Annotated in this window: 25 protein-coding genes and 1 tRNA gene; 9 read left to right on the top strand and 17 right to left on the bottom strand. The window is 28.9% G+C overall.

Going from position 1 to position 22804, the window contains the following annotated elements; genetic code table 11:
• Positions 1-7 precede the first annotated feature (7 nt).
• From ABXT39_RS05745 to ABXT39_RS05730, 4 genes are read right to left on the bottom strand one after another with little or no spacing between them, the layout of a single operon-like run.
• Positions 8-283 (bottom strand): AtpZ/AtpI family protein, encoded by a 276-nt coding sequence (locus ABXT39_RS05745; RefSeq protein WP_271492225.1) that lies wholly within the window; start codon positions 281-283, stop codon positions 8-10.
• Positions 284-290: 7 nt separating this feature from the next.
• Complete coding sequence (locus tag ABXT39_RS05740; protein ID WP_415294783.1) at positions 291-2864, bottom strand: chromosome segregation SMC family protein; 2574 nt, start codon at positions 2862-2864, stop codon at positions 291-293.
• Between the two features lie 8 nt (positions 2865-2872).
• A complete protein-coding gene (locus ABXT39_RS05735; protein ID WP_415294782.1) occupies positions 2873-3463 on the bottom strand; it encodes a DsbA family protein in 591 nt (196 codons plus the stop codon).
• Entirely contained in the window at positions 3460-3948 is a 489-nt protein-coding gene (locus tag ABXT39_RS05730) for a DUF721 domain-containing protein (RefSeq protein WP_415294781.1), read from the bottom strand. The genes ABXT39_RS05735 and ABXT39_RS05730 overlap by 4 nt, the downstream gene beginning before the upstream one ends.
• On the opposite strand from ABXT39_RS05730, the gene ABXT39_RS05725 reads away from it, so the two are divergent.
• Positions 3949-4929, top strand: a complete 981-nt coding sequence (locus tag ABXT39_RS05725) for an A/G-specific adenine glycosylase (protein WP_415294780.1) — start codon at positions 3949-3951, stop codon at positions 4927-4929.
• A complete protein-coding gene (locus ABXT39_RS05720; RefSeq protein WP_415294779.1) occupies positions 4929-6080 on the top strand; it encodes an FAD-dependent monooxygenase in 1152 nt (383 codons plus the stop codon). The genes ABXT39_RS05725 and ABXT39_RS05720 overlap by 1 nt, the downstream gene beginning before the upstream one ends.
• Here ABXT39_RS05720 and ABXT39_RS05715 read toward each other — a convergent pair.
• From ABXT39_RS05715 to ABXT39_RS05705, 3 genes are all read right to left on the bottom strand, one after another.
• Positions 6077-7147, bottom strand: coding sequence for a site-specific DNA-methyltransferase (locus ABXT39_RS05715; RefSeq protein ID WP_415294778.1), 1071 nt, complete (start codon positions 7145-7147; stop codon positions 6077-6079). The two genes, ABXT39_RS05720 and ABXT39_RS05715, sit on opposite strands and share 4 nt — an antisense overlap.
• 121 nt (positions 7148-7268) lie before the next feature.
• Complete coding sequence (locus ABXT39_RS05710; RefSeq protein WP_415278033.1) at positions 7269-7829, bottom strand: ribonuclease HII; 561 nt, start codon at positions 7827-7829, stop codon at positions 7269-7271.
• Entirely contained in the window at positions 7829-8560 is a 732-nt protein-coding gene (locus ABXT39_RS05705) for a uracil-DNA glycosylase (protein WP_415294777.1), read from the bottom strand. Before ABXT39_RS05705 ends, ABXT39_RS05710 begins: the two co-directional genes overlap by 1 nt.
• A 110-nt stretch (positions 8561-8670) precedes the next feature.
• On the opposite strand from ABXT39_RS05705, the gene ABXT39_RS05700 reads away from it, so the two are divergent.
• From ABXT39_RS05700 to ABXT39_RS05685, 4 genes are all read left to right on the top strand, one after another.
• Entirely contained in the window at positions 8671-10257 is a 1587-nt protein-coding gene (locus ABXT39_RS05700; protein ID WP_415294776.1) for a tetratricopeptide repeat protein, read from the top strand.
• Positions 10258-10260: 3 nt separating this feature from the next.
• Entirely contained in the window at positions 10261-11106 is an 846-nt protein-coding gene (gene ispE / locus ABXT39_RS05695) for a 4-(cytidine 5'-diphospho)-2-C-methyl-D-erythritol kinase (RefSeq protein ID WP_415294775.1), read from the top strand.
• Positions 11107-11138: 32 nt separating this feature from the next.
• Positions 11139-11212: transfer RNA gene (locus ABXT39_RS05690), tRNA-Gln, on the top strand.
• Positions 11213-11215: 3 nt separating this feature from the next.
• A complete protein-coding gene (locus ABXT39_RS05685) occupies positions 11216-12490 on the top strand; it encodes a CCA tRNA nucleotidyltransferase (protein ID WP_415294774.1) in 1275 nt (424 codons plus the stop codon).
• Here the strand turns inward: ABXT39_RS05685 and greA are convergent.
• From greA to ABXT39_RS05670, 3 genes are read right to left on the bottom strand one after another with little or no spacing between them, the layout of a single operon-like run.
• Entirely contained in the window at positions 12487-12963 is a 477-nt protein-coding gene (gene greA, locus ABXT39_RS05680; protein ID WP_415286131.1) for a transcription elongation factor GreA, read from the bottom strand. The genes ABXT39_RS05685 and greA overlap by 4 nt on opposite strands.
• A gap of 1 nt (position 12964) precedes the next feature.
• On the bottom strand, positions 12965-13792 hold the full coding sequence (hemF, locus tag ABXT39_RS05675) for an oxygen-dependent coproporphyrinogen oxidase (RefSeq protein WP_415294773.1): 828 nt from the start codon (positions 13790-13792) through the stop codon (positions 12965-12967).
• Complete coding sequence (locus ABXT39_RS05670; RefSeq protein ID WP_415294772.1) at positions 13785-14252, bottom strand: tRNA (cytidine(34)-2'-O)-methyltransferase; 468 nt, start codon at positions 14250-14252, stop codon at positions 13785-13787. Before ABXT39_RS05670 ends, hemF begins: the two co-directional genes overlap by 8 nt.
• Before the next feature lie 86 nt (positions 14253-14338).
• Between ABXT39_RS05670 and petA the strand changes: the two genes are divergently transcribed.
• The 3 genes from petA to ABXT39_RS05655 are packed head-to-tail and all read left to right on the top strand — an operon-like array spanning position 14339 to position 16901.
• Entirely contained in the window at positions 14339-14848 is a 510-nt protein-coding gene (petA, locus tag ABXT39_RS05665) for a ubiquinol-cytochrome c reductase iron-sulfur subunit (RefSeq protein ID WP_271492267.1), read from the top strand.
• A 9-nt stretch (positions 14849-14857) separates the two neighbouring features.
• Positions 14858-16117: a cytochrome b gene (locus ABXT39_RS05660; protein ID WP_415278026.1), complete on the top strand. Its 1260-nt coding sequence runs from the start codon at positions 14858-14860 to the stop codon at positions 16115-16117.
• 4 nt (positions 16118-16121) lie between these two features.
• Positions 16122-16901 carry a cytochrome c1 gene (locus tag ABXT39_RS05655; protein WP_415294771.1) on the top strand — a complete coding sequence of 260 codons (780 nt, stop codon included), beginning with the start codon at positions 16122-16124 and terminating at the stop codon, positions 16899-16901.
• Here ABXT39_RS05655 and ychF read toward each other — a convergent pair.
• The 7 genes from ychF to lgt are packed head-to-tail and all read right to left on the bottom strand — an operon-like array spanning position 16878 to position 22800.
• The gene (gene ychF, locus ABXT39_RS05650; RefSeq protein WP_415294770.1) at positions 16878-17951 is read right to left on the bottom strand and encodes a redox-regulated ATPase YchF; all 1074 of its coding nucleotides are present in this window, start codon (positions 17949-17951) and stop codon (positions 16878-16880) included. The two genes, ABXT39_RS05655 and ychF, sit on opposite strands and share 24 nt — an antisense overlap.
• Positions 17951-18511 (bottom strand): aminoacyl-tRNA hydrolase, encoded by a 561-nt coding sequence (gene pth / locus ABXT39_RS05645; protein ID WP_271492280.1) that lies wholly within the window; start codon positions 18509-18511, stop codon positions 17951-17953. Before pth ends, ychF begins: the two co-directional genes overlap by 1 nt.
• Before the next feature lie 45 nt (positions 18512-18556).
• The gene (locus tag ABXT39_RS05640) at positions 18557-19246 is read right to left on the bottom strand and encodes a 50S ribosomal protein L25/general stress protein Ctc (RefSeq protein WP_415278022.1); all 690 of its coding nucleotides are present in this window, start codon (positions 19244-19246) and stop codon (positions 18557-18559) included.
• 44 nt (positions 19247-19290) lie between these two features.
• The gene (locus ABXT39_RS05635; RefSeq protein ID WP_415294769.1) at positions 19291-20223 is read right to left on the bottom strand and encodes a ribose-phosphate pyrophosphokinase; all 933 of its coding nucleotides are present in this window, start codon (positions 20221-20223) and stop codon (positions 19291-19293) included.
• Positions 20224-20229: 6 nt separating this feature from the next.
• Positions 20230-20991: a peptidoglycan editing factor PgeF gene (gene pgeF, locus ABXT39_RS05630; protein WP_415295923.1), complete on the bottom strand. Its 762-nt coding sequence runs from the start codon at positions 20989-20991 to the stop codon at positions 20230-20232.
• A gap of 4 nt (positions 20992-20995) precedes the next feature.
• Entirely contained in the window at positions 20996-22039 is a 1044-nt protein-coding gene (locus ABXT39_RS05625; RefSeq protein WP_415294768.1) for an SAM-dependent methyltransferase, read from the bottom strand.
• Entirely contained in the window at positions 22036-22800 is a 765-nt protein-coding gene (gene lgt / locus ABXT39_RS05620) for a prolipoprotein diacylglyceryl transferase (protein WP_415294767.1), read from the bottom strand. The genes ABXT39_RS05625 and lgt overlap by 4 nt, the downstream gene beginning before the upstream one ends.
• Between the last annotated feature and the right edge of the window lie 4 nt (positions 22801-22804).

The raw sequence follows: 22804 nt of genomic DNA, 5'->3' as shown, positions 1-22804 counted from the left end.
TTTAAGTCTATTTTTGCATATTTTTTGCAGATCTGAATACGTTTATAATTCCAGCAACAACACCTACAAAAAAAAATATTAATATTAACCAGGGCTTAGTACCAAAGGTCTTGTCTAAAATAAACCCTATAATTGTCCCAACTGCCACTGCAGACACTAATTCTGTACTTAATTTAAAGGCAGTTCCAATAGAAGAGGGTGCCTCTTCATTTTTATAGAGATTTTTCTTCGAAAGTTTAGTTTTTGCAATCTCCAAGCGAGTTTTAAGGCTATCTTTTGGCATTTATGTATTAAGCAACCATACTCTCAGCTTTTTGTAAATCAACAGCTACTAGTTGGCTAATACCCTTTTCAGGCATAGTTACCCCATAAAGTCTATTCATTTTTGACATAGTTAGAGCGTGGTGAGTTACAATAATAAATTTAGTGTTAGTTATTTTAGTTAAATCATCAAGAAGTCCACAAAATCTTGTTACGTTAGCATCATCTAGTGGAGCATCAACTTCATCTAAAACACAAATTGGGGATGGATTAGTAAGGAACACAGCAAAAATAAGAGACAAGGCTGTTAAAGCTTGTTCACCACCAGATAATAAGGTTATAGACTGAAGTCTTTTACCAGGAGGACTTACCAACATTTCTAAACCAGCTTCAAGTGGGTCATCAGAGTCTACTAATTCTAGCTTTGCATTTCCACCATTAAATAGTTTTGTATAAACTTCATTAAATTTTCTATTAACTTTTTCAAAAGCTTCTAACAATCTTTCTCTTCCTTTTTGATTTAATTCATTAATACTTTCTTTTAATTTTATAATAGCAGACACAAGATCTTCTCTATCTTGCTCCATTTTTTTAATTTCAATTTCATATTTGCTGGTTTCTTCATCTGCTCTAAGGTTGACTGATCCCAATTTTTCTCTTTCTCTTTTTTTTTCATCAAGAGCTTCTTCTTGATCAACAGAATTGGGTAACTCTACAACACCATTTAAATTAGAATTTTCTAGAATATCATTTTCTTCAAGATTAAGTTCAGAGCTAACCCTTTCTAACAGATCTTCTTTACGTTTTTTTAAACCTTCAACAGTAGCTCCTGAGCTTGCTTTTCTTTCTCTTATTTGAATAGATCTTTCTTGAACATCATTTAACTCAAGTCTTAAAGAGTTTATCTTTTTATCTGTTTCTTCTATAATTTTTTCATTCTCAATTTTTTCATTTTGTGAAATTCTCAGACCCTCTGTAGCTTGACCTTTTTTTTCTGCTTGAGCCTTGGGTTGTTGGTCACGTTCATTTAATTGTGATAATAATTTATTTTTTCTTTCAGTTAATTCTGTTACCATCTTTTGTGAGTTTGAAAGTAAGTTTTTCCAACTTTCAACTTCTGATTCTATAGCTTTGATTCTTTCATTTCTTTTTATAGACTCTTTTTTAATTGATTGGTTTTTACTAAAACTATCTGCATATTTTTCTTGAAGTAATTTTATATTGCTATTTTTTTCATCAATATCAGTTAATTTACTTTTACTTTCGTCATTAGCTAAATTATTTAAGAAATTATTTAATTCCATTTTAGTTCTATCCAGCAATGTAAGAGCTTGGTTAGCTTCATTACTGTTTATTAATTCTTTAATTTTTTCGATTGTATTAATGACGTCTTTAATTGGGTCAATACTGATATTTATGTTGCCATTAGCAAATATTTCAATAATTTCATCTACAGCTTTTTGCTCTTCATTAAGTTGGTTTTTTGACTTCTCAAGGTCTTCGTTTGATAATTTTTCTGTTTCAAAATATTTAGAGTCTATTTCTATTAATTCACTTTTTTCTTCTTTTAATCTTTTTTCATTTGAATTTGCATCTATTACAATACCTTTCTCTCTATCAATATCCTCTTCGATTGTTTTTAGAGATTTTTTAAAATTTTCTATCTCATCTTGTGTTCTTACATTTTCCTCATCTAGACTTTGTAATTCTAAGTTCAATCGTTGTATTCTTGAAAGGTTCTCAATATTTTTTTCTCTTAATGGAGAAACTTTATCTGTTTCAGTTTTAATTAAACTTTCAAACTGAGAAATTTGTTGATTGAAGCTGCTCACTTCTCCCTCAGCTTCATTGTTGATTTCATTTTCTATTCTAATTTCATTATCAATGTCTAATAATTTTAGATAATATAACCCTGCTTCAATTTTTTTTATTTCTTCAGATATAAGTTTGTATTTCGTTGCTTCTTCGGCTTGTTTCTGAAGATTTACTAGTTGTTTTTCTTGTTGTCTTCTTAATTCATCAGCTCTTTTTAAATTTGCTTCTGCGGCATTTAATCTAAGTTCAGCTTCATGTCTTCTAACATGCAATCCTGAAATATTAGCTGCTTCTTCTAAAATTGCACGTCTGTCTGTAGGCTTAGCAGTAACTAAGGCTCCAATACGTCCCTGACTAATCATTGATGGTGAATGAGCGCCTGTAGATAAATCTGCGAAAAACATTTGAGCATCCCTAGCTCTAACTTCTTTGTCGTTTATGTAAAATTTTGAACCCTTATCTTTTTCAATCTTTCTTCTAACCTCTATATGTTCTAAATCTTTATATTGCATTGGACCATCATGACTTGCGTTATCTACACTTATTGAAACTTCTGCTATATTTTTAGAAGACTTATTAGATGTACCATTAAAAATAACATCTTCCATACCTGAACCACGCATACTCTTAGCTGAGGTTTCACCCATAACCCATCTTAAGGATTCTACAATATTAGATTTCCCACAACCGTTAGGACCAACGATGCCAGTTAAGCCATGCTCTATTAGAAAATTTGTTTTTTCAGCAAATGATTTAAATCCATTTAATTGGATTTTTTTAAACTCCATGGACTAACTTATATCAGTTTTTCCAGATATTTTTTTAAATTCTTATAATTTAGGGCTTTATCAAACTTTTTGTCATCAATTATTATCGTAGGAGTAGCATTAACTTCAAATTTTTTTACCCCATCGATTCGATCATTTAAAATGTAATCTTCTATAGCTTTATCGCTCAGGCATTTTTCAAAATTTACATTCACATTTTCACCTTCTAAGAATTTTTTCAAATAACCTGTTGCTTCTTCTGGTGTTTTTCCTCTGGCCCATTTTTTTTGGCCAGAGTATAAAGTATTCATAATACTTGAACTGCCATCGTTATTACATTGTGCAATTTTTGATGCATTAAATGCAGCTAAATCTAATGGAAAATGTCTAAATTCAATTCTTACCAACCCTTTATCAATGAAGTCTTTTTTTAGTTCTGGATAAACATCTTTATGAAAATTTGCACAGTAACCACAAGTCAATGACTCGTAAGCAATTATTGTTATTTTGGCACTTTCTTCACCCTCGGTAATTCTTTTAATTATTTCATTATCTACAGCAAACACTTTAGCGGAGAAGATTATAAATATTATAAATAATGCTGAGGTTAATTTTTTCATCGTTGTTTAAATAGTTTTGTTAATTCAAGTAATGATTTTTTAATTTTGTCATTTTTAATACTGTTTATTCTATCTGCATATTTAATATTTGTCACATGGTTTTCATTAGCATCTAATTTTTTGAATTTTGTTTGAACATCATCAAAACTTATAAATTTCAATTTTTCAACAACGGCATAGCCAAAGAAACTATTCATTTTATCCATTATTTTTTTTTTTGAATATTCTAAATCAATTTCGTGCCCTCTCTTCACCATTATTTGAAGAGTGCTTACTCCAAATTTATTCGAATTTTTAAAGGATTTGGGATAGCATATTTTAAAAAGATCATCTCCAACTATGTACTTCCAGTTATTAAGTGTTTCAGAAAATATATGACCCTTTTTTTTGATTATTTTTTTAATATTTTTTGGCAAAGTGTCTTTAAAAGACCTTAAGCCTTGAATAGTTTTAAACCTCTGCTTACTATTATTTTTAAAATGCATATGACTAAATCCATACTAACAAATAAAATTCTTTATTGGTACGATAATAATAAAAGATCACTCCCATGGAGAAAAAAGCTATCACAAGTTAAGCGAGAATATTACACATTAGTAAGTGAATTTATGTTGCAGCAAACACAGGTTGCAACTGTAATTCCGTATTTCAATAATTTTATAAAAGATATTCCTGATATTAAATCTCTATCAAAAATTAAGGAACATAAACTTTTAAAGTATTGGGAAGGCCTTGGCTATTATTCAAGAGTACGAAACTTAAAAAAGACTGCACAAATATTAGAAAAAAATTTTAATAGAAGGTTGCCAAGCACGATTGAAGAATTAAAATTATTACCTGGAATAGGTGACTACACTTCTAACGCAATAATGGCAATTGCCTTTAACAAGCCATTTATTCCCTTAGATGGAAATATTGAAAGAGTAATTAAAAGATTATTAAATTTAAAATTACCCAAAGAAATTACAAAAGATAATCTTGTTAAGAGTAAAAAAATATTAGGTAATTCAACTAGAGCAAGTGATTATGCGCAAGCGCTAATGGAGTTAGGCGCATTGATTTGTCGACCTAAAAATCCCCTATGTCACCAATGCCCTTTAATTAAAAATTGTAAGTCTTTTAAAAAAAAGGATTTTGAAATAATAAAAGAAAGAAAAAAGAAGATTGATAAATTTTATTTGTTAGAAGTTTATAAAAAGAATAATAAATTTTTACTGATAAAAAATACTAAATTTAATTTTTTAAAGAATTTACAGATATTTCCCATGAAGCAAATATCTAAACCTGATAATTTAGCAAAAGCTTTAAACTTCAAGATATCAAATATGAATATGAATGTAATAATCAAGTTTTCCAAGTTAAAGGGTGCAATTTCCAACTCTTCTTGGATTGATAGCTCTAAGCTTGATGATTATACTTTGCCCACATTTACTAAAAAAATTTTTAATTATTTAAAAAAAGATTAATGAAAAATATAGTAATAATAGGGGCAGGTATTTCAGGTCTGTATATTGCAAATCTTTTAAACCAAAACTCAAATTATAAAATTACAATTTATGAGAAAAATAGTTCTGTTAACTTAGAAAAAGGATATGGAATTCAACTTTCAGTGAATAGTATTAAACTATTAAATCAAATAAATTTTCAAAAAATTCAGGCAGAAGATAAATTTCACCCACATAAACTAGATTTCTATTCTTTAAAAAAGAATAAGAAAATATGTGATTTAGATATATCCATGTTTAACAGCACTGATAAAAAATATACTACCTTGCAGCGTTCTACTTTAATTAATTTCTTAAAAGATGGGCTTCATGAAAATATTATCAATTATAATAAAAAAGTTATAAAAATTAACGAAGAGGCTGAAAGCAAAGAAGTATCTTTTGAGGATGATTCATCAGTTAAATGTGATTACTTGATTATTTCTGATGGAACCTTTTCAAAAACAAAATCATTAATTGCTAATAAAGAAATTAAACCAAAATATTTTAATTCTATTGCTTTAAGAGCTACAATAGATCAGGGTGTTATTAAGGAAATTAATCCAAGGAATATATCTTTATTTTTAGGATCTAATTTACATTCAGTTCTTTATCCTATTAATAATAAAGGACAGTTTAATTTCATTAGCATTCTTAGAAAAAAGCTTAGTACTAAAGAGTTATCTGACTATTCTTTATTTGAGAACAAAGATTTTACTGCATCTATTATGTCTGAAATATCAAAGCAAGTAGCTCCTGAAATAATTAAAAATTTGAGAAACATTAAATGCTTCCCAATATTTGTGAGTTCTAATGTGTATGAACCAAAAAATAAAAATACCTTTATCATTGGGGATGCTTTTTTTGCTTTACCCCCAACCTTCGCACAAGGCGCATCTCAATCAATAGAGGTTGCTCATGAACTGTATAAAAATTTAGAAAATGAAAATATTCAATTCAACTCTGAAAGAGTTAAAAGGGTAAAGATGATTGATATGAAATCAAAACTTAATTATTTTGCTTTTCATTTATCTAACCCATTAACAATTTGGATTAGAAACTTAATAATACAAAAATTAGTAAAAAATAAAAAATTCATTAACAGCTATCTTGGTAAAATTTATAAAGACTAATTTTTAGAAATTAATCTTTGTCTCAAATTATCAATTGGCACTGAAACACCATTCACTGTGCAATGCCAATAAGTCCATCCATTACAGCTTTCAGATCCAAGTATTGTTGCTGCAACTTTATGAATCGATCCTTCAGCTTGATTATGTTTGATACTTCCATCTGCCATAATCTTAGCAACTATTTTTTTCTTTTGATCAAAGATACTTGTTCCAGGTTTTATTATTCCAAGCTCCACTAAAGATCCAAAAGGTATTCTAGGCTTGGATCTATTATTTTTTAGAGTGTCTAAGAAATTATCTTCCAAAGGTTTTGTATTTTTTAACCTTTGTTCAGCTGCTTTAAAATAAGTCTTCTCTTTTTCTATACCATAGTATTTTCTGCCTAATTTTTTTGCAACTGTTGCCGTTGTTCCAGATCCTAAGAATGGATCTAGAATTAAATCGTCCTTATTCGATGATGCCAATAAAACTCTATGTAATAAAGATTCTGGTTTTTGAGTGGAGTGAACTTTTTTACCATTTTTCTTAAGTCGCTCCGCTCCATTACAAATAGGTAAATTCCAATCAGATCTCATTTGAAGATCGTCATTTAAACATTTCAAAGATTGATAGTTAAAAGTATATTTTGACTTTTCGCTTTTAGAAGCCCAAATTAAAGTTTCATGAGCGTTCGTAAATCTTGTTCCTCTGAAATTAGGCATTGGGTTATTCTTATTCCAGATAACATCATTTAAAATCCAAAAACCTAAGTTCTGTATTGCAGTTCCTACTCTAAAAATATTATGATAGCTTCCGATAACCCAGATGGCTCCATCCTTTTTTAATATTCTTCTACATTCAGAAAGCCAAGCAACCGTAAAGTCATCATATTTTTTAAAGCTTTCAAACTGGTCCCATTTATCATTAACAGCACTGACTTTGCTTCTGTCTGGTCTTGTAAGGGGATTTTTTAATTGTAAATTGTATGGTGGATCAGCGAAAACAAGATCAAAGGTTTCGCTTGGAATTTTTTTTAATTCCTCGAGACTGTCACCATTAATAATCTTATTTTTAAAATTGTTTTCCATTTTCTATAAAACAATTAGACTCCAAACGGATTCCACGGTCAACCTGTGATTGAATTAAATGGATTCAATTTGTGTTTATTATTTCTTAAACAACCAGATCTTGTGTTGTTATTATTAGGATTTATAGAAGATCACTAATAGGTGAAAATGTTTTACGGTGATATTTGGTAATACCAAATTTCTTAATAGCTTTTAAATGTTCTTTGGTTCCATAACCAGAGTTTGTATCCCATCCATAATTATTAAATTCTTTTGAAAGTTTTGTAATAAATTTATCTCTACTGACTTTTGCAATAATTGATGCAGCAGAAATGCTTGGAATTTTTTGATCTCCTTTAATTATATATTCTAATTTATAGTTTTTTAGGTCAGGCAGTTTGTTGCCATCAATTAAAACAAGTGAAGGTTTTGTTTTTAATTTAAGAATAGCTCTTTTCATTGCAAGTAAACTTGCATGCAGTATATTAATTTTTTCAATTTCTTTAGTCGATGCCTGGCCTATAGCCCATATAGAATTTTTTTTAATATATTTTTCAAGCTCCTCTCTCTTGTCTTTTGTTAGAGTTTTTGAATCCTTTAATAATCTTTTATCAATAGAATTATTTAATATGACAGCTGCAGCATAAACGGGTCCAATTAAGCTTCCTCTACCAACCTCATCAACACCTGCTAAGATTTTCATTAAATGGATAGTTTTAGTTCTAAGATTTTTTGTTTAATCTTTTTTAAGTCATCCCATGAATGTTTTTTATTTTCAGGAGCTCTTAAAAGATAAGAGGGGTTAAAAGTTATGATAACGTTGTAACTTGTATTCTTGACAATTACTTCCTTCCATTTTCCTCTCTCAATAGAAATTTTACTATTTAAACCTGTTAAAGATTCCATAGCAGTACTACCCATAAGAATTATTATTTTAGGATTTATTATTGAAATATGTTTTTGTAAAAATTGAGAATATCTTTTAATTTCTGTAGAGTTTGGCTTTCGATCTTCAGGGGGCCTAAAGTTTACAGCATATGTTGTATAAATATTTTGTTTTTCAATATTTATTGCAATTAGCATTTTTTTTAAAAGATCTCCTACCTCACCCATAAAAGTTAATCCGGAGTTATCTTCTTCAACACCTGGGGCTTCACCAATTATCATTATTGGGCTATTAATATTTCCATCTCCTAAAACCATCTTTTTTGAATTATTCTTTAAGTTACAATCGCTAATTGAGTTTATTTGCTCTTTAAGATCCACAAGCTCTTTAACTTTATCTATTTTTTGAATACTCAGACCTTTTTTTAAATCATTACTACTATTTTTTAGTCTATTGATTGGGTTTTCATCAAAAATAAAGTCAGACCCAGTAGAGTTTAAAAACTCTGAGTCATAATTCGTATTTTGATTTATTACTTTTTTAGACATAGAATGGCCAAATGTTGGTAAAGTTTTTTAAATTATTTTTAATATTATTACTTTATCAGAGTCCATTATACTCAAAAAATACCAGTTTAAACGATTTTAATGCGAGGTATTTGTCTAATTATTTTTCAGGAATTGTAGCTTATGAAAACTTAGATAATACGGAAGCTTTAAAATTTTTTAATTCATCAAAAATATTAATAAAACAGCATGATGCCTATCTTGAGAGGTATGTATTTTCTTTAGTTCTTGATGGCAAAGTTAAGAAAGCAATTAATCAAGTTAAACAGAGTTCAACAAAAAACAATTCTGACTTTTTTCAGGCTAATCTGTTACTGGCAGTTGATAGTTTAAAGAAAAAAAATTTAAAAAAAAGTAAAGTTTATATCGATAGATCATATGAATTTATTAATAATGATAGATTTTCTTTAATCATTGCAGAAACCTTCAAACAATACCTATCTGTTTTTGAAGAAAAAAAATTAATGAAGCAAAAAAATACATTTGGAAATTTTTCATTTATTAATGAAGTTTTTCAACGGTGTTATTTAAATGATAAAGATACTGAGAAATATTTTGGTAGATTAATTAATTCACAAAATGATGCTGATTATTCAAGGTATTCATTTTTTTTGATCAGTTATTTAATTGAGAATGATAATTATGATGAGGCAAAAAAAGTTACTAATAATTTTGATTATTTAAATTCATCAGTATTAATTTCTCAAGGCAAAAAATGGATAGAAGATAGAAACTTAGATAATTTTCAAGATATTTTTTCATGTACTAATTCGAATGACATCGTTAGTGAGCTATTTTTTCTAATAGCAAATCTCTATTCATCTCAGAATGATTATGAGAAATCAAATTTTTACTTAAATATAGCAAACTATTTAAATCCTAAATTTATCTTCAATTTGTCCTTATTAGCTGAAAATTATTATTGGAGTAATGATTATTCAAATACATTAAAAACTCTTGAAGCATTTGATAAAAAGCATGAATTTTATTATTGGTTTAAGTTAAAAAAAGAGTCTCAAATTATTTCAAAAAAATCTGATCAAAAAACATCTCTAAATTTTATCAATAAAAAATTTAAAGCAATTAAAAATCCAAATAAAAAAATTATATTTGATATTGCAAATATGCATAAAAATGCAAAAAGATATATTGAAGCAATAAGTTTTTATGATCAAATACTTTTAAAAATGGACGTTAATTCTGACCTATATGCAGAAATATTATATAGGCGTGGAGGAAGTTATGAGAGATCTGGAGATTATATAAAAGCAGATAAAGACTTATTGAAATCTCTTGAAGCAAATCCAGATGATGCCTATGTTTTGAATTATTTAGCTTATTCGTGGCTGGAAAGAGAACATAAAATTGATACTGCTCTTAAAATGCTTGAAAAAGCTTATGCTGCGAGAAGTAACGATCCATATATTATTGATTCAATCGGTTGGGCATATTACTTAGTCGACGAATATGAGAAGGCAGAAAATTTTCTTAAAAGAGCAGTTGAATTAATGCCACAAGATCCAATAGTTAACGATCATTACGGTGATATTCTTTGGCAACTGGATAGAAAAATTCAAGCAAGATATTTTTGGCAAGCGGTTTTAAATTTAGATGAGACAGAGGATGATATGAAAAAAACTATTAAAAATAAATTAATAGAGGGATTAAAAAATTCCTAAATTATGAATAGTTTTAAGATAAAGTCTTATGCAAAGATAAATTTAGCTCTAAACGTTACTGGAAAAAAATCAAAGCTTCATAATATTGAAAGTTTAATTTCTTTTATTGATTTATATGATTCAATTACATTAAGAGAAAGCAACACAAAACAGCATAAAATTAATTTTTTTGGAAAGTTTTCTAAAAACATCAGTAAAATTAACACCATTTCAAAATTGTTAAAAATTTTAGATAATAAAAAACTTTTAAATAATAAAAAATTTGAAATTAAAGTTATAAAAAATATACCTCAAAAAGCAGGAATGGGAGGTGGGTCCATGAATGCTGCCAGCTTATTAAATTTCTTTATCGAAAAAAAAATAATTAAAATAAAAAAAGATGAATTAAAAAAAATAAGCAATGAAATAGGGTCAGATGTTATCTTAGGTATAAAACCACCATCAGCTATTCTTTTATCTAATGGAGATATCAAAAAATATAAAAATAAAATCAAATTTCATATATTGGTTACAAAACCTAACTTTGGATGTTCTACAAAATATATTTATTCAAAAGTTAATTCCTTTTCTAAACCTGAATTCACCCTCTCTAAACAGAAATTATTTGAAGCAAAATATTTAAAAAATTTAGGCAATGACCTTGAAAAAGTTGCGTTAAATAAATATCCAGAACTTAAAAGAATTAAATCCTACCTTAGCGGTTTACCCAATGCTCTATTTGCTAGAATGTCTGGATCAGGATCCTCAATAGTGGCTTATTTTCATTCCAAAAAGGCCTGCAAAAAAGCATACAGACAATATAAACGAAAATTTAATAGCCACTGGTGTATTGAATCAAAAACTATATAATTTTTTTTTTTTGTGATATATGAAATTAACATTGGCCCATGGTGAAGTGGTATCACATCTGTTTTTGGTACAGAGATCCGAGGTTCGAATCCTTGTGGGCCAGCCATATATGAATAACTTATTAGATAAAATTTTTTTTAGATCTCAAAACCTTAATTACATAAATTTAGGCTTCAAAAATATTAAAAAAGAAACAGAGGTTTCAAAGATATTTGAAGCAGTTCGTTCATACTCTAGTAATAGTGAAATTCGGTATGTTGGGGGATGTGTAAGAAAAATTATCAATAAAGAAAGATATGACGACATAGATTTGGCAGTAAATTTAAATCCAAAAGAGGTGTGCGAGGCTCTTACTAAAAAAGACATAAAATATTACGAGAGTGGAATAGAACATGGAACAATTACAGCATCAATTAATGACATAAAGTTTGAGATCACATCACTAAGAAAAGACGTTGATACAGATGGACGACATGCAAAAGTAGAGTTTTCTGATAGCTGGAAAGATGATGCTTCTAGAAGAGATTTTACTATCAATTCTATTTATGCAGATATTGAAGGAAGTTTATTTGATCCATTTGATGGAAAAAAAGATTTAGAAAATGGAAAAATTAATTTTATTGGAAATGTAGAAACAAGAATTAAAGAAGATTATTTAAGAGTGTTAAGGTATGTTAGGTTTTATCTTAGTTATTCCAAACATAGTCATGACCCAAAAGTTATTAAAGCAATTAAAAAAAACCTAAGTGGCGTTTCAAATATTTCTTCAGAAAGATTAATAGATGAATTTCAAAAATTATTAAAATCAGATGGTTTTCTAAAGTTAACCAAGGATGAGGATTGCTTAGAGATTATAAATCTTATTTTTCCCCAAATTAAAAACATTTCTTTATTTAACAAAATGAATAGTTTTGCAAAAAGAAATTTTCTTAAAGTAGATTTTATTTTTTTATTATCTTTAATGATTATTGATGGAACTGATAATGTAGATTATTTTATTTATAAATTCAATTTATCTAAAAAAGATCAAAAAAGACTTATATTTTTGAATAAGTTTAATTTAGAAAAAAATACTAGCCAAACTTTTTTAGAAAAAAAATTGAATAAGGTTTTTTATTTTAATGGTAGAGAGGCATTATTAGATGTTCTTTATTTTAAGATTTTTAAATCCAAAAAAGTAGACAATAAGTTAATTAAATTAATTGAAATTTTTAAGAAAAAAGAAATGCCTGTCATGCCATTTAAAGCTAGTACCTTGATGGAGAAATATCAAGTTCCTGAGGGAAGAGAGCTGGGACAGAAATTAAAAGCAATAGAAGAGGTCTGGACTAGTAATGATTTTAAAATTTCAGATAAAGAAGTTCAAAAAATAGTAAGTAATTAAACGTACTTTACATCTTTAATTTCAAAGTTTTTTACACCTGCGGGAGTTTTAATTTCAACTAAATCGTTTTTGTTTTTTCCAATTAAACCTCTTCCTATTGGTGATTGAAAAAATATTAGTTTTTTTTGAAGGTCAGCCTCGTCTTTTCCAACTATTTTATAGGTAATTTTTTCTTCAGTATCTAAATTTTCTAAATCTACAGTTGAGCCAAAGATGACTTTTCCATTATTACTCATTTTTGTAACATCAATTACATTTGCTCTCGCAATATTATCATTGATCTGAACTATTCTTCCTTCATTATGTGATTGTTCTTCTTTTGCGGCATGGTATTCAGCATTCTCTTTCAAATCTCCATGTGATCTTGCTTCAGATATTGCAGCTACTATCTGTGGACGTTTTTTCTCTTTTAAAAAAATTAGCTCTTCTTTTAAAACTTCAAGTCCGGCAGTTGTTATTGGTTCTTTTTCCATTTTAATTCCATTTTGCTATTGGAGGTAAAGACATTAATATTCCTTCAACATTACCACCTGTTTGTAAACCAAATTTTGTTCCTCTATCGTATAGTAAGTTAAACTCAGCATATCTACCTCTTTTAATATACTGTATCTCCTTTTGTTTTACAGTCCATTTCTTTTTGTATTTCAATTGTATTATAGAGTTAAATAACATTTGAAAGGTAACTCCAAGATCTGCTACAAATTTAAAGTCTTTCTCCCAATCATTTTTTTTGTAATCAAAAAAAATACCACCAATTCCTCTTGTTTCTTTTCTATGTGGTAAATAAAAATATTCATCACACCACTTTTTATATTTTTTATAGAATTTTTTATCATGTCGATCACACATTTTTTTTAATTTATCATGAAGGAAGCTTTTTTCCTTAAGATCTTGAATGCAAGGAGTTACATCCATACCACCACCAAACCATCCATGCGTTGTATAGATAAACCTTGTGTTAAAGTGAATTGCTGGAACATGAGGGTTTTTCATGTGCATTACAACAGAAATTCCTGACGCCCAAAAATTTAGATTTTTAGAGGCACCTGGAATTTTTTTACCCATCTCTTTTGAAAATTTTCCATGCACTTCTGAAAAGTTTACACCAACTTTTTCAAAAATTTTACCATCTTTTAAAATTCTAAACTCTCCACCACCTTCATCTTTAATTTCATTTCTATTCCAAGTTTTAGATTTAAATTTTAATTTTTTACCTTCTAATTTTTCAATATCGTTACAAATTGTGTTCTGCAGCAACTTAAACCAATTAGAAGCAAGTTTTTTTTTAATTTCTTTATCCATTATTTATTAAAGTTAGTTGTCTTAAATTTTCTGAAAGAATTATAGCAACTGAAGAGGCTATATTTAAAGATCTTTTATTGTCCATCATGGGTATTTTTAACCTATACTTAATTGAATTATGAACATGATCTGGTACACCAGCGCTTTCTCTTCCAAATAGCAGTGTATCATTACCCTCAAATTTGAAAGCAGTATAAGTGTCTGATGATTTAGTTGTTAACAATATTACCCTCTCATTCTTTTTTGATTTAAAAAACTCATCTGAACTTTGATAAAATTTTATCATTTTTTCATCCATGTAATCCATCACAACTCTTTTAAATCTTTTATCGCTGAATAAAAAACCACATGGTTCAATTATTTCTAAATCAGCACCCAGACACGCACATGTTCTAATAATAGCTGCTGTATTTTGAGGAATATCAGGTTCATATAAGGCTATTTTAGGTCTCAAATTCATGTTTTATGTGTCATTGTTTCAGTGGAAAAAAAACTTTTTTCTTATAAGAAGTCATATATTAGATAACAATATACAAAAAATAAAAGATGTCTGAAAAAAAACCTGAAAGAAGAGAATTTTTATTTACTGCCTCGTATGCTGTAGGAGCTGTTGGGGTAGGAGCTGTTGTTTGGCCACTAATTGATCAAATGAACCCAGATGCCTCTGTTAAAGCATTGGCCAGCACAGAAGTTGACATAAGTTCAGTTCAACCTGGAAAAACAATCACCGTACTTTGGAGAGGAAAACCAGTTTTTATCAAAAGAAGAACTTCCGAGGAAGTAGCTGAAGCAAGAGCTGTTAAAATGGAAGATTTAAAAGACCCTCAAAAAGATGAGGACAGAGCAAAAGATCCAGAATGGTTAGTTATGGTAGGGGTTTGTACTCACTTAGGCTGCGTACCTTTAAATGATAAAGGAGACTACAATGGTTGGTTTTGTCCTTGTCATGGTTCGCACTACGATATATCTGGAAGAATTAGAAAAGGTCCTGCTCCAACAAACATGGAAGTTCCAAAATATGAATTTGTTAATAGCAACACAATTAAAATTGGATAATAAATAATTATGAGTGATCACGAGTACGTTCCCAGTTCAAAATTTGGAAAATGGTTTAATGACAGGCTTCCACTTTTATCACTTGCTAGTCATTTAACTGATTATCCAACACCTAAGAATTTAAATTATTGGTGGACATTTGGTGGAATTTTAACTTTTTGTTTAATTACACAAATCGTTACAGGTTTAACTCTAGCTATGCACTATATTGCTCATGCTGATATGGCTTTTGAAAGCGTTGAACATATCATGAGAGATGTAAACTATGGTTGGTTAATAAGATATATTCATGCAAACGGTGCTTCAATGTTTTTCCTAGCAGTCTATATTCATATATTTAGATCTTTGTTTTATGGATCATATAAATCTCCAAGAGAAATAATTTGGATCATTGGAATTATAATTTACCTTTTAATGATGGCAGCAGCATTTATGGGATATGTTTTACCATGGGGTCAGATGAGTTTTTGGGGAGCAACAGTTATTACAAATCTTTTTAGTGCAATACCTTTAGTGGGTGAAGGAATAGTTAATTGGTTGTGGGGAGGTTATTCTGTTGATAACCCAACTTTAACAAGGTTTTTCACGTTACATTATTTGATACCATTTTTAATCTTAGGCTTAGTGGTTCTTCATATTTGGGCACTGCATATTCCTGGAAATAATAATCCAATAGGAATTGATGTTAAAAAGCCTTCTAAGGATACAGTGCCATTCCATCCATATATTGTGATCAAAGATGCCTTTGCATTATTAATGTTTATGATTGTTTTTGCATTTTTTGTTTTTTATTCACCAAATATTTTAGGGCATGCGGACAATTATATAGAAGCAAACCCAATGGTTACACCAGCTCATATAGTTCCTGAATGGTATCTATTACCTTTTTATGCAATCCTGAGATCAGTTCCTGATAAATTAATGGGAGTAGTTGCGATGCTGTCAGCAATTTTAATTTTAGCAGCACTGCCTTGGTTAGATACTTCAAAAATTAGATCGGCAGTATTTAGACCTCTTTACAAGCAATTTTATTGGATACTAGTAGTGGATGTATTAGTTCTAGGTTACGTGGGTGCTATGCCAGCTGAAGGGCTTTACTTATTGATTGCTAGGGTTGCCACAGCTTACTACTTTATTCATTTTTTAATAATCTTACCGTTATTAGGATTTAAAGAAAAAACTATACCCCTACCTTTAAGTATTACAGAACCAGTACTTGGAGGGATGCCAATGGCATCAGCTGTTAAAAAAAAAGAAAGTTTAGATTAATTAAGTGAAAAATATTTTAAAAATTAGTTATTCAATCATTTTTTTATTAGTAGGAACTCCTACAGTTAATGCTGCAGAAAAAGTAGATCTTTTAAAAACAGATTGGAGCTTCAAAGGCCTTTTTGGTAAATTTGACAGAGGTTCGCTTCAAAGAGGATATCAAGTTTATACTGAGGTTTGTGCGTCGTGCCATTCAATGAAATACGTAAGTTATAGAAACTTATTTGAGCCAGGTGGACCAGAGTTTACTGAAGAGCAAGCAAAAGCTATAGCTGCAAGTTTTGAAGTTACAGATGGACCAAATAATGATGGTGAAATGTTTGTCAGACCAGCAAAATTATCTGATAAATTTGTCATGCCTTTTGAAAACGTTAAGGCAGCTCAAGCAGCAAATGGAGGAGCTTATCCACCTGATATGTCAGTATTAGCAAAAGCTCGAAGTGGTGGAGTTGATTATATTTATTCAGTACTTTTAGGTTACGAAGATCCACCCAGTGGTGTAACGCTTGATAATGGGGTTTACTATAATAAATATATGTATGGTAATAGAATTAAGATGTCACAACCGTTAATGGATGATGCAGTAGAATATAGCGATGGTACAAAAGCTACAGAAGAACAAATGGCAAAAGATGTAACAACATTTTTAATGTGGGCAGCAGAACCACATTTAGAAAGTAGACATAAAATGGGCTTTAAGGCTATTTTATATTTAATTATTTTAACTATTCTGGTTTACTTTAGTATGAAGAAAATTTGGTCACGTATTGAATCTGAAGTTTAATATATCACCATCTTTGACAATATAATCTTTTCCTTCAAGTCTCATTTTTCCATTAGTTTTGGAATTTACCCAACCTTGATTTACTATGAAATCTTCGTATGCAATTGTTTCAGCTCTAATAAAACCTTTTTCAAAATCAGTATGTATTTCACCAGCCGCTTTTGGTGCGGTACAATTTTTTTGGATAGTCCAGGCTCTAGTTTCTTCAGGTCCAGATGTAAAGTAAGTGTCTAACTCTAAAATATTATAACCCTTTTGAATTAACATATTTAAGCCAGTTCTTTTTAATCCAATCATCTCCATATAATTTTCTTTTTCTTCATTTTCTAATTGATTTATTTGGTTCTCAATATCAGCCGAAACTATTAAGGTATTTTTTTCACCAAATTTATCAATAAAAGCTTGTGTGTATTTATTTCCATTTTGAACACTTGCTTCATCAACATTACATACAAAAATTTTAGGTTTTAAAGACAATAAACCACTTTGGTTTATTAATTTTTTATCAAATTGTTCATAAAGTACTTGAATATCTTTAGAATTATTTATGCAGTCAGAAGCAATTTCTAATATTTTTAATTGTTCCTCATCTACATTTTTCTTATTATTTTTTTCCAGTCTTTTTTGTATTGATTCAAGGTCTGCTAACATCATTTCTGTTTCAATAATTTCTAAATCTCTAATTGGATCAACAGTTGGGTTTACATTTTGAATATCATCAGAGTCAAAACATCTGATCATATGAATGACTGCATCGACTTCTCTTATATGGGATAAGAATTTATTTCCTAAGCCTTCACCTTTAGAGGCGCCCTCTACTAGTCCGGCTATATCCACAAACTCAATAGTGGTATTAATTTTTTTTTTTGATTTTGATATTTCTACCAATTTATCTAGTCTTTCATCTGGTACAGGAACTACGCCAACATTTGGCTCTATCGTACAAAAAGGGAAATTAGCAGCTTGTGCCTTGCTAGAATTTGTAAGTGCATTAAATAATGTAGATTTACCAACATTAGGCAAGCCAACAATTCCACACTTAAAACTCATTACTTATTATTTACAGTGCTTGAGAATAAATCTAATTTTTTATCAATTAATATAGCCATTGAATCAATAATATTTTTAGTAATTTTTTCTAGTTGTATCATTTCATCTTCATCAAAATCTTTTAATACATGGTCTGAAACATCAGCTTTAGTTTTGGGCCTTCCAATTCCTATTCTTACTCTTGAATAATCTTTACCAATAAATTTATCAATAGACTCGATTCCATTATGTCCTGCACTAGATCCAGCAAATTTTGCTTTTACTTTTCCAAACTCAAGGTCAAGGTCATCATGGAAGACAATCACATCTTCAGCATCAATTTTGAAGTATTCAATTAATTCCCTTATACAAATTCCAGAGTTATTCATAAAGGTTAAAGGTTTTATTGCATAAACCTTTTTATCTTCAATATTACCTGTAGTTAACAATCCTTTAAATTTGGGTTTTTGTTTAGACAGGCCAAATTTTTGATTAAGAGCATCAATTAATTTGAAACCAATATTATGTCTGTTGTTTTCGCTATCGGGTGTTGGATTTCCTAAGCCTACAAATAAAAGCATATTTTTTTTAAATCGTATCTAGGAGTCTTCACAATAATAAGTTGATTATTTTTTTTCTTCAGTGGCTTTTTTTTCATCGCCATCTTTTTTATCACCTTCAGCTGCTGGTGCTGCTTCTTTACCATCTTCTGTTGCTGCTGCTTCTTCAGCTTCAGCCGGTTTTTCTGGTTCTTTCATAACTGTAGGCGCTGCCAATGTTGCAATTACAAAATCTCTTCCAATAATAGTTGGTGTAACACCTTCTTCTAGTTTAACTGAAGATATTTTGAAACTTTCTCCAATATCCACTCCATCTAAATCAATAGTTATTGCAGATGGTATTTTTTCACTTGGGCATTTTAATTCTATTTCTCTTCTAACAATGTTTAGTACTCCACCTCTTTTTAAGCCTGGCGAAGTTTCATGGTTAATAAATTCTACAGGTACTTCTATTCTAATTTTTACACCTGGGACAACTCTAAGAAAATCAATATGAGTTGGCTCATCTGATATTACATTATAAGTAATTTCTCTTGGCAAAACATTTTGAGGCTTTCCATCTAAATTAAGAGTTATTATATTTGATAAGAAGCTTCCTTTTTGTATTAGAGATTTTAATGTTTTTTTTAATACAGTTACTTTTTGATTTTCTTCTGGTCCCCCATAAATTATGCCAGGGATATCTCCAGCCAATCTAAGAGAACGAACATCTCCTTTTGACTTAGTGTTTCTAGTATTTGCATCAAGTGAATTCATAAAAAGATGGCTTTTAGCCCAAGTTTCTTAATAACTCAAGATAATTATTTAAATAAATCAGATACAGATGTTGAGTTAGATATCCTTTTAATTGCCTCACCCATAAGGGCTGAAATAGGCAAAACTTCTATATTTTTAACATTTTTAATTTTATCGTGATTATCAATTGTGTCTGTTACTACTAATTTTTTAATGACAGATTTTTTAATTTTATCTACTGCCTCTCCACTTAAAACCCCGTGAGTAATATAAGCGTAAACTTCTTTAGCACCTCTATCCTTTAAAGCTTTCGCAGCGTTTACTATAGTTCCACCTGAGTCAATTATGTCATCAACTATAATACAAGTTTTCCCCTTAACATCTCCTATGACATTCATAACTTTGGATTGACCTGGTTTGGGTCTTCTCTTGTCCACAATAGCAAGTTCTACATTTAAAATTTTACCAAGTGCTCTCGCTCTTTCAGTTCCACCAACATCTGGTGCAACACAAATAATATTTTTACTTTTTATATTTTTTTTAGCATGTCTTGCAAAAATTGGTGTAGCAAATAAGTTATCTACAGGAATGTCAAAAAAGCCCTGAATTTGTCCAGCATGAAGGTCTACGGTAACGACTCTATCAGCACCTGCTTTAGTAATTAAATTAGAAACAAGTTTTGCAGAAATGGAAGTTCGAGGTACTACTTTTCGATCTTGTCGAGCATATCCAAAATAAGGAATGACAGCAGTAATATTTTTTGCCGAAGATCTTTTTAAAGCATCAATGCAAAGTAGTAATTCCATTAAGTTGTCATTTGCAGGTGATGAAATAGACTGAATTATAAAGATACTATTACCCCTAATGTTCTCATTAATTTCTATATAAATTTCTCCATCAGAAAACTTTTTTATACTTGAATTCACAAGCTTAGTTTTTAAATATTTTGCAATATTTTTGCTGAGAGGTTTATTGCTGTTTCCAGTTAATAATTTCATGAGATATTATGAATTAATCATAATTACAGAAATATTTCTACCATAATCATTCTCATTGCGGCTAATAGATCTTCGTGCACTAAAAAAACTATTTTTAGGATTAAATGTATCCTTATTAATCATATCAATTTTCTTTATATTTAAGGCTTTTATTTGAGAATGGATGTATTTCTTTAAATTAAAGAAATCTTTATTTTTAATTTTTTTAAAAAATTTTTTATTTTTTCCATCTTTTTTGATGAGTTTTTTAATAAAATCTTTTTTCACCTCATAATTTTTTACTGAAATACATGGCCCAATAACAGCAGTAATATTTTTAGGGTTGCAGCCTTTTTTTATCATAAAATTTATGGTTTTTTTAATTATCCCTTTGAAAGCGCCTTTCCAGCCTGCATGGATTGCTGCAATCATCTTTTCTTTCTCATCATAAATTAGTATTGGAGCACAATCAGCAGTTAAAATAGCTATAGGAAATTCCTTTTTATTTGTAATTATTGCATCTCCTTCAAAATTATAATTTTTAAGCTTTAGATCTTTACCTATAAAATGAAATTTATTACTATGAATTTGCTTGAGTAAGATAATTTTTTTAAGATTAGTTTTAATTTTCTTTTGAACAATTTGAAGATTTTTTAAAACATCTTTTTTATTATCTGAAGATCGAGGGCTACAATTTAAGCTCTTAAAAATACCTAGAGATTTTCCACCCTTTCTATTAAAGAAGGCATGCTGTAAGTTTTTAAATTTGCTGAGTTTCTTTGATTTAATCAGTTTAAAACCCTAATTTAAATTTATTTTTATTTGTTGTTATTAGCATTACTTTAAATAATTCACCCATTTGATTTTTATCTATAAGCCTTTTTATTCTAAAATAAATATCAGCTTTTTCACTAAATAACATTTTCTTGGACAATATTTCTGCTCTTTCAAGAATACCAAGTTTTGTTAAAAACTCACCTTGAGTAGTATTCATTGAGGTAAGTGAGCTTAATTCTTTAACTATTCTATTTATCAAGTTGAAACTTAAATTATAAGTAATATCAGAATTGCCAAACCCCTCTAACACGTCACAATATTTATGTTTCGATACAGCTTGCAGAGTATTTTTCATTTTTTTATCAATATATGCATAATCTATTATTAAAATTCCACCATTATTACGTTTAATCTTATTGTTAATAATTTTTAAGTATTCAGTTGATTGTGGTGAATACTCAATAAAGTTCTGTTGTTTTGTAATCTTAAATTTAATTTTATTTTCAAATTTTTCTATATCAAAAGGGAGGTCGAAATATTCAAATTTATTATTAAAAAATCTAACATATCTTTCAAACCATTTCTCTTTTTTCTTAATGAATTGCTTAATAGGCAGAGCGTCAAAAAATTCGTTTGCTAAAAAGATACATGGTAAATTATCTAATTCGCTTAAATCATTTAACCACTGAATATTTTTTTTATTGATATTAACCTTTTGTTTTTTCTTAAGTAATTTGCTTCTTTCTAAAATCTTAATACGACAAGAATTCTTAAATATTGGAAATTTATCAAAGGTATTGACTAAAACTTTCATCATTTCACCATCCCCAGCACCCAACTCAATTAAATTAAACTTTTCAGGGCAACCTAAATTTTGCCAAAATGAAACTACCCAAATTGCAATCATTTCTGAAAATAATACCGATATGTTAGGTGAAGTTATGAAATCACCCTTTTTGCCAAAAGGATTTTTTCTCATGTAGTAGCCAGATGTTTTGTTATAAAGAGATTCCTCTATAAACTTATCTAAAGTAAACGTGTCATTATCCTTAATTTTCATTTTTTTAAGGATAAAAGATAAACCCCAATCATGAAAAAAAGAATACTTATCAATTGGCCTAATGTTAGATTTAAAACCAAGTAACCGATTTGAGGATCTGGAGATCTAAAATATTCTATAAAAAATCTAAATAGAGAATAAAAGATTAGGAATAAAGCAGAGATTTTTCCAGGTACTTTTAAATAATCTTTTTTAAAAAAATACCCAAGTACAAAGAAAAGAATTATTCCTTCAAAAAAAGCCTCATATAATTGAGAGGGGTGTCTTTTGATATTGTCTATTAGAACAAATTGAACTGACCAAGGAAGGTCCGTGGCTCTCCCATAAAGCTCTGAGTTTATGAAATTAGCAATTCTACCGAAAAAAATTCCAATTGGAGCAGATAGGGCAACTAAGTCTAAAAATATAAACGAATTTGTATTGTGTTTTTTTGAGAACAATATTGATGCAATTATAATTCCAATTAAAGCACCATGAAATGACATTCCCCCATTCCAAACCATCAATATTTCAATAGGGTTATCTAAATAATATTTTAGATTATAAAATAAAGTATATCCAAGCCGACCCCCCAAAATCATACCTATAATAAGATAGGTTATGAAGTCATCAAATAGCCGAAGAATATGAGAATCTTTGATTAATTTTCTTTTACAATACAGCCAACCAAGTGTAATACCGATAATATAAGCCAAAGAATACCATCTGATTTCTAATGAAAATATTTGAAACGCAACTGGGTCAAAATTATTAATAAACATTTTT

The organism is Candidatus Pelagibacter sp. Uisw_113 (assembly GCF_047717815.1).
In the GTDB taxonomy this organism is placed as follows: Bacteria; Pseudomonadota; Alphaproteobacteria; order Pelagibacterales; family Pelagibacteraceae; genus Pelagibacter.
Note: the sequence above shows the minus strand (reverse complement) of the source record. Positions and strands in the feature narration are given on the sequence as shown.